The following is an 8,364-nucleotide window of genomic DNA, read 5'->3' on the forward strand; positions in this document are numbered from 1 at the left end:
TGGCAACAACTCCGTCTTGTGCTGATAATTTTTCACTCATGTTTACTCTCCTTTGCTGAGTTGATTATTGTTGTACGTACCTTATTAAATACGCCGTTCTTAATGTAAAATGTATTTTAGTTCCGTCTATGCTCTAAGCACATCTTTTCAGATATGAATACCGCAACCAGCCCAATTACTCTAATATCTTTGAATGCTAAGATATTGCAATTAGCAGTATTTAGACTTCACACTTTTTACACATTTATATTGTCGCGCATTTCAATTCGCATGTCAACAATTATTTTTATTTTTATACCCTTATTTTATTATTTTAATACTCTAAATAGAGCCAACTAAAAAAGACCCCTAGTTTTTCCTAACCAGGGATCTTTTCTAACTTATAATAATAGTCATAGCACATTCACTTCTTGCCTATAATGAAAGCCAGGCTTTACGTTGCACTTAATATTATTTTATCGCTGCGGAGCGAAAATTGATGTTCCATTTCTAAGCCCCAGTTCTGCCAAGGTCTTTTCTCCCTTAACTAATGCAACCGGATTCTCTGCTCGTAAGAAATTCTCATCTGGATTATTTAAATCTAATCCTAGATTAAATCCAGTATTTATTCCAAGAACAAATTCATTTGCTGTAATATCAAGCGGTGCTTCGATATCTACAGATTTTTCTCCTAAATGGAAAATCATTACCACTTTTTCATTCATAGTTTACTAACACCTATATCTTTCCGGATGTTTCCTTCTATCCTCAGCAGCACGACGCTCTTCTTCTTCGATTTGAGCTATTCGAGCACGACATCTAGTAATTTCAGCCTCAAGCTCTCCTATCATTCTCAAAGCATTATTAATACATGCAACAAAATCATTAACCAGCCCTTCATAGTCATCGATTGAATTTTGTAATTCTTGATTTACAACAACTTGTAAGTCAATAGCTTGATTACATAATTGTTTTCTCCAAGTATTATCTACTGTCATATCGTAACCATTAGAATAATCCATCTTAATTGTGCACTTATCAATATCCGCTATCACTTCAGATTTATAAGCCTTCATGCTCTCTATGTCTGCTCTTATCCTTGCTATCTCTTGCTCGCACTGTCCAATCCTGGCAAACAAATCAGATTTTTCGCTCATTATTTTCTCACCTCATCATATCCAAAATTTCCAATTTATACATATTTAGCATTAATGCTCAAAGAGGAATTTCTATCTGCTCTACCAAGATTGTTCTGCGCCATTCTTAAAGCAGGAACTATATCCCCATTCATATGTGGTTGCATGGTATTGGACATCTCATGGACCATATGAATTTCTTCTGCAAATCTGATCATAGCCTCAGTTCCAATACTGTCAAATTCATTCCTAAATACTTCATCAGGAATCTCTAAATTTGCCGCCGTATCAAACATATTGTCAAGGACTTTATCCATCCTTTTATTATCAATTAATGACATATCATTACTCAATTTCATAAATAATATTCCTTATATTTACCTAATTTTTCTTCTGTTATTTGATATTAATCCTTTTCTCAAGTTTTGAAAAATAAACCATTGATGCAATTATGCCACAACAAAGAAACGCCACTATTAAAAGCTTTATAATACGCTCCCTTTTCATTTTATATTCATCAGCATAATACGCATCTATATCAAATTTTTTTGGCTTGTCGATTTTTTTTATGTTCTCAAACTCAACACCTGTCCATTCGCTTTCAGTCTTTTTTTCGATTCCAGTTTTAAAAAAATAAAAATCAAACGCTACATAATCCTGTATATCAAATGAAATATCATCATATATTCCACTATACTGGCAAATTCTTTTCCCATCTAAAACTCTTATTACTACCTCATTTCCATTTATCTCTTTAACAACACCCTGTAGCTCGTAGTGCTTAAGTCCTGTATATGGTTCCGTTGTCTCCATCACAGAATCCTCAATAACATAAGACGAATCTTCATATTTTTTATAGAATTCTTCCCGCTGCTCATCCGACAAATTATATAAAAGTATCCTTGAATCTCCATAATAATCAGTCACTAAACTCTGCTGTTCAAGAAATATATCATTTATTTTTTTCGCTTCATCTAGAGAAATATCAAAATATGATTTTCCTAATTCGCGCTCTGAAATATCAGAAAATGTTTCTTTTATATTATCGGGCTTGATCAAAGCAAAAACAGAAATGTAATTATCAAATAACTCGTTTCTGCTATAATATGACTCTTCCAACTCTTCCAAGGAAGCATCAGAGTTTGTATATAAGTTATAACCAGATAAATACATCAACAATCCAGGCTCGTAAAATATAACATCATCCCCTTCTTTATGCGCAAAAAATCGATGTAAATATTCTTTTTGATATACTTCTTTTTTATTGTTTCTACTGTAGAAAAAACAACAACCTCCAATAACAATCATCACAATAAGTAATCCAACTATAAGTTTTCTATTCATAAAATCTATACCTCTATAATGAACCATGGGAATGAACCATGGGGACGGGGTTAGTGGTCCATTATATTTTACTTATTTCCTTCTTCAATTTGATTATTAATTTTTCTGAAATATACAACCATTGCCACTATACAAGCACTCCCAAATATTAGCGCACCTATATCTATCATACGATTCTTCTTTGCAGCTTGTTCAGGTGCATAATAAGATTCTTCGTTAAAATTCTTTGGTTTATCCTGACTCTCTATTTCTTCAAATTGTACACCATTATATTTATTAGTTGAGTAGTTACAGTTATCATGAAAAGAATATTCTACATAATCACCTACACTCAATCCTTCAATATCCTTATACTTACCTTCAACTATTAGGATTTCACCATTTTTTCGTTTATGCCTTATTATTACGTTATTTCCACTTTTATAAGTTATAAGCCCATGACCGCTTATTTTTGTCCCACCAATAATTTGAGAAGCATTACCCATTATTGATTCATTCATTAAATAAGTCGGATCCACATACGCTTTACACAATTCCTCCCTCTTATCAGCACTTAATTCATAAAACATAATTCTTGAATCACCATAGTAATCATTTACTATTTCTTGCAAACATAAATAGATTTTTTCTAAATGACGTATATCGCTAATATCATAATCGGCTGTTTGATTCTCGTAAAAAGATATCATTTTTAACGACTTTTCTAGTCCATCGAGGAACCAATATTCATATCCTAAATAATCGTAACATAAATCATTCTTTTCTTTGCATGCAGTCTCAAGATTCTCTACCGACACATCTGACTCAGTTAATAAATTATAGTAAAATGCAAATTTTGCCAACTCATCTTCATCAAACTCTAATGACCCGTTTTTTTCGCGACCATGGAATAGTCGAAGTATTTTTTCATCGCTAAAATCTGCATACTCTTCATGGAAATTAGGATACTCTAACAACATTTTATTAATGCCACTCACTTCCATATTTTCATCATTTATTACATAATCAGGATTTTTATATTCATTGTAGAATTCCAGCTGTTGACTATTTTTCAAATCGCAAAGCATTATAGAATCATCATTATAGTAAGCGTTAACAAGATCCTGCTCGGCATAAAAAATATTATCAATTTTACCTTGTTGCTCTTCTGTTAATTCCGAATAGAAAAAGCAATCATACTCACGTCTCGCGATTAAATCTAAAGAATCTCTAACTGCTTCTACATAATATTCGTTATAGACTTTCAAATAATCATTATATAAATCATTTTTTTGAGTATATGCGTCTTCAATATCTTGTAGACTCACTTTACTATTTGTAATTGAATTATAGTATACAGTAGCCGATTTAAGCTTTTTTTCATCAAATGATGTGTTAGAATCTGTTTCTTTTACGTAGAATAATTCGCTATTATCATCTACGTTCTTTTGTTTTTCAGTTGATAAATTGATTCTTATAACAATCCCCATAGATATAATAATCAATACGACAATTATTAATAAGATAATCGATTTTCTTTTCGTCACCTAGCTACCTCCATTTATTAATCTATTGCTAGGACAATAAGTGGAAAAATAGCTTTTCTTTATTAATTCAACATAATAATCGGTACTCATGCAAATTTCCGAGTTGGTACATTCCATTCCCATCTATACCATAACCAGCTAGACTTCCATCAAGATTTTCATCTACAATCATATTCAAAGTACTCAATATTGCTTATATCTATTCTTCCTGATAAGTTATCTCCGAAGCCGCAGCTTCAGTCTTCTCTCGCCACTCTTTTTCCTCTTCTTCAGTCATTGGTCTGAATTTCAGATTATTCTCTTTACAGTATTCTTCTACATATGAACCTGCTGGAGCCACAAACAATCCTGCAGAATATTGATAGTCATCTATAGCCCTAAAGTTTATTGCCTCGTCTCCAAAATACGCAACAACATTCTTCGGTATATATAAATATGCATCCGTAACTGTTTCTGGATAATATACATAACAAGTTTCTTTATCTTCAAAATATAAGTGGTTACATTGTCTTATCCCTTTAGGAATAACAATGCAATCCTGTGGCCCATTATAAAAAAGTAAAATTCCATCTCCCACTATGTAATACTTATTATCAGCATGTTGTGCTTCAAAATTCGTATTATAAAATGCATCTAATCCTATATATTTAACTGATGTTGGTATCTTTACATCACTTACATTTTTACAAGACGCAAATGCATACACACCTATTTCTGTTACTGATTCAGGTATAATAACTTTCTCTAAATTATAACACTTTTTAAATCTAGTATTAATTGAAGTAATACCCTGTTCAAATTCTACTTCATGTAAATTTGAACAATTATTAAATACGTATCCCTCCGACAAACCCATGGGAACAAAAATCTTTTTTATAATTGAATTATTATCATACACTCCACTCGTTAAACTCACTTTAAATGGGCCTAAATGTGTCGGTATTTCTACATATTCATCTTCACCATGATATCCATCAATAACTATCCTAGTTTCTTCAAGGCTAAATCTGTAATGATAATCATCATGCCAAAACCCAATTGACAGTATCTTTATAAACAAAAGGCATATCACAGTTATCAGTATAAATAATACAATAAAAATCTTTTGTTTCTTTGATGTCTTAATCATCCTAATCCTCCCCCATATTAAATCCCGGAGTATTGCCAAGAACTTGGGATATATCTTGTACATTTTCTATAGTTTCTCCTTGTCTATCTCTTGGCGCAACACCATCAAGCATATTTAAACATGCAGATAATACATCAATAGGGATATCATTTATTGTTTCATATCTTTGCGTTGTCGTACCTGTCTTTGCTGCTCCAAAAATTATTGTGTTAACCGCTTTCTCAATTTCTTCACTCGTAGAACTACATTTTTTCAGTGCATCCTTAATCAAGGTATCTTTGTCATTACAAAAATAATCATAATATCCATTTTCTATATCATTTGACCTATTATGATTTCCATCTTCATCCTCATAACTATATAAACATGATATACCATACATATCCCACGTTCTAATAAGCTTAATTGCATCAAAATTTAACAACGTCTTGTAGGAGTCTATTCCATTATCATTCGGTGTATCTATAGTTAATCTTGAGTAAAAAGTTGAAAGCTTCTCCAAATCATTTATTCCTGCAATTTCTTCCGAATGCTTACTGCTTTCCGAATCGCATGCTGTAACAAAATCAAACATTGATGCCGAATATTTGTTTAAATCAGATGCGTCACTTTGCTCATTGCATATTGGTGCCAAAAATGCACCTGTGTAATTACCCGAAGCTAATTGATTTGATATTTTCTTTAATGCATTAAATGTAGTTTTCAACTCTGGAAATACTATTCCCATAATACTTACAGTAGTGTCTAATAGAATTTTTTTCTCAGCATTTAATCGTCGCTCTTTCTCTCTCTTATATTTATCCGTACAATATGAATTAACAGCTGGCAAACCTGCGTATTCATACACCGTAAATGAATCTCTCGCAGTATAATCAACTTGTGCAGCAGGAACATTATATCCTGTTAAAGAATCTTGCATACCATAATCAGTATATTCAATTATTACTTTTCCCTTATTCTGAAAATCAAATGACTCATTCTTATCCTCTGCAAAATTTATTCCTGTAATTTTTTTATTGGTACCTGCTTTCTCATTCCATGTCTTTAATCCAAATATCAGCATTTCATTCTGATTCGCTATTTCAATTTTCTGTTTAAGATTCGCACATGAGTTAACATCATTTAAATCAACAGTCCATGCAAGCCCTCTAAAAAAATCTGCAGCCATCCCACTTGCAAGCAAAAGAAAATCTAAATTTTCGTCTCTTCTAGATATATAAACGCCATCGTGTTTGTATGCTGCATTAAGAGCAGAATCAACAAATGCTACATATTCCTTATATCTTTCACTGTTATACTTCTCATCAGCTAATGCAATCATATAATCTCCAACAAATTCCGCTATATCTCCATTTATATGAGTTGTACTTCCAGTAAAAACATCAGTATATTCTCTATCCGCTCTTAAAAGTTTATCAATAAACCGTGCATCATCTCCACTTTTAGCTCGTTTATACAATTCAATAACATTTAATTCTGGAATTATCTCCTTAGTATAGTTGTAATCTCCTCTTTTTTCCCAATAATCTACAGCCCATCTAATTCTATCATCAGGTTGATAAAACACCTCTTTTACTGAACCATTTGTACTAGTTATATTAATTGACACAGCAGCTCCTGCCAATTTAACATCGATATCATAATATCCAGGACAATCCCCTTTCTTTGTAAGAGGAATCAACAAATCTATATATTTTTTAGCATTTTGACTGCCACATTTTTCTTTTAATTCATTCATGTAAGCAGTATTAAAATAATACGTGCTTGTAGGATATTTCCTTCCTGCACCATCTTTTTCATAAACATATCCTCCATTATTGCCTTCCATATATTGGCTTTCTGGACTATTTACCATCATTTTAAAAATACTATTAACATGAATCTCTTGTTTCTCGCACTTCGCATTACTAAGATGACCATCTATAAAAGCCATATCATAATTAAAAACTGCAGCTATAGCCTTCCTTTTGTTCTCATCAGCAGTAGCCCAGTAATCCCTCATCAGCTCATCATTATTCGCACTCTCTAAATCAGAAATAACCTGAGGAATGTACGCATCTACAGCATTCACTCCTGTCTCATATACAGAATAATCTACAGACTGCACCTGTGTTTGTTTAGTGGCTTTTGTACTAGTCTTCGCTTTCGATTTAGTTTTGCTTGTTGATTTTGTTGCAGACTTAGTAAACATTCCTCGGAGGCTTTTGCTAAAACGCTTACCTCCACGCAATGGTACTTGTTCATCATCGATATAAATCACGTCTTTAAATCTATTACGTAAAAATCGTCCATTAAATCTTGCAGATACAATTCTTCTTCCAAATCTGACATCAGAAATATCAAAACCAGATGCAAAATCACTTTTTGAAGATAATCTTCCTACATTTACAGCGGAACCTTTCGTGCGCATCCTGTTTAAAAGAAATTCAGCTTTTGAGCCTAAAGCTACATCATTAATTAATGCTTCTGTTTCAGAATCAAATCTAATTAATTTTTGAATACATTCATAAATAAATCCAGCATTATCATCATCAGAGCCACACAACTTTGCGAATGCTTTTTCACAATTTGTAGACTCAGGTATTCTTATGTTGCCGTATCTAGAAAATCTTAGCTGTGAATCTGATGCTATACTTTCAACATCGTTGTGAATATCCATATAATCAAAATATAGATTCTTATAGTCATCATTTATCTGCCAAAGTGTATCATATTCAATTCTTGCATCAGGGGCATTATCAACTTCTATTCTAAACTTATCTAATATATGCTCTGATAATTTAGTTGCCTCGGCTTGAAGATCCAACACCTCATTAAGAAGTGTTATTTTATTTGCCTTCATAAGTTTTTTTGCATTTTCAGCATCCTTACCTTGCCATGCATCTGTATTTACAAAATCTTCCAGTGTTCCTCTATGAATCTTCGCATTACGATTAAATTCATTATATCCATCAGCTAAATCAGTAAAAAATGCTCGAGTTACTTCAACATCAAAGAATTTTCCATTATGTATTGCCATTATTTTCGTCCCCTTTTATAACACTCTTTTATCTCTGCTATATAAAAAAAGCATTTTTCACATAGCAGAAATCATTCTGCCAAGTTATCTTGGCAGAATGAACTCAAAAGCCATATCTTATGCGTAGATATTATCACCAGCCTGCTGTGCTGCTGCATTCATGTTGTTAGCACTTGACTGAATTGAAAGACCTACGGCATTAATCTGCTGTGCATATCCCTCTAAGCTATC

7 protein-coding genes are annotated in these 8,364 nt (G+C 32.4%); all 7 read right to left on the reverse strand.

The window, feature by feature from the left end; genetic code table 11:
* Positions 1-455: 455 nt before the first annotated feature.
* The 7 genes from BLP50_RS13785 to BLP50_RS13815 all read right to left on the reverse strand — a co-directional run bounded on the left by BLP50_RS13785 (position 456) and on the right by BLP50_RS13815 (position 8,133).
* Complete coding sequence (locus BLP50_RS13785; protein ID WP_090155784.1) at positions 456-704, reverse strand: EsaB/YukD family protein; 249 nt, start codon at positions 702-704, stop codon at positions 456-458.
* Between the two features lie 6 nt (positions 705-710).
* The gene (locus tag BLP50_RS13790; RefSeq protein WP_090155785.1) at positions 711-1,136 is read right to left on the reverse strand and encodes a hypothetical protein; all 426 of its coding nucleotides are present in this window, start codon (positions 1,134-1,136) and stop codon (positions 711-713) included.
* A 35-nt stretch (positions 1,137-1,171) separates the two neighbouring features.
* Positions 1,172-1,474 carry a hypothetical protein gene (locus BLP50_RS13795; RefSeq protein ID WP_090155787.1) on the reverse strand — a complete coding sequence of 101 codons (303 nt, stop codon included), beginning with the start codon at positions 1,472-1,474 and terminating at the stop codon, positions 1,172-1,174.
* A gap of 37 nt (positions 1,475-1,511) precedes the next feature.
* Positions 1,512-2,459, reverse strand: a complete 948-nt coding sequence (locus tag BLP50_RS13800; RefSeq protein ID WP_090155789.1) for a hypothetical protein — start codon at positions 2,457-2,459, stop codon at positions 1,512-1,514.
* Between the two features lie 68 nt (positions 2,460-2,527).
* Positions 2,528-3,985 carry a 3'-5' exonuclease family protein gene (locus BLP50_RS13805; protein ID WP_090155791.1) on the reverse strand — a complete coding sequence of 486 codons (1,458 nt, stop codon included), beginning with the start codon at positions 3,983-3,985 and terminating at the stop codon, positions 2,528-2,530.
* A 199-nt stretch (positions 3,986-4,184) separates the two neighbouring features.
* Positions 4,185-5,114: a leucine-rich repeat domain-containing protein gene (locus BLP50_RS13810; RefSeq protein WP_176753790.1), complete on the reverse strand. Its 930-nt coding sequence runs from the start codon at positions 5,112-5,114 to the stop codon at positions 4,185-4,187.
* A 1-nt stretch (position 5,115) separates the two neighbouring features.
* Entirely contained in the window at positions 5,116-8,133 is a 3,018-nt protein-coding gene (locus BLP50_RS13815; RefSeq protein WP_090155795.1) for a hypothetical protein, read from the reverse strand.
* Positions 8,134-8,364: the final 231 nt, after the last annotated feature.

This window comes from Pseudobutyrivibrio sp. AR14 (assembly GCF_900101325.1).
GTDB lineage: Bacteria > Bacillota > Clostridia > Lachnospirales > Lachnospiraceae > Pseudobutyrivibrio.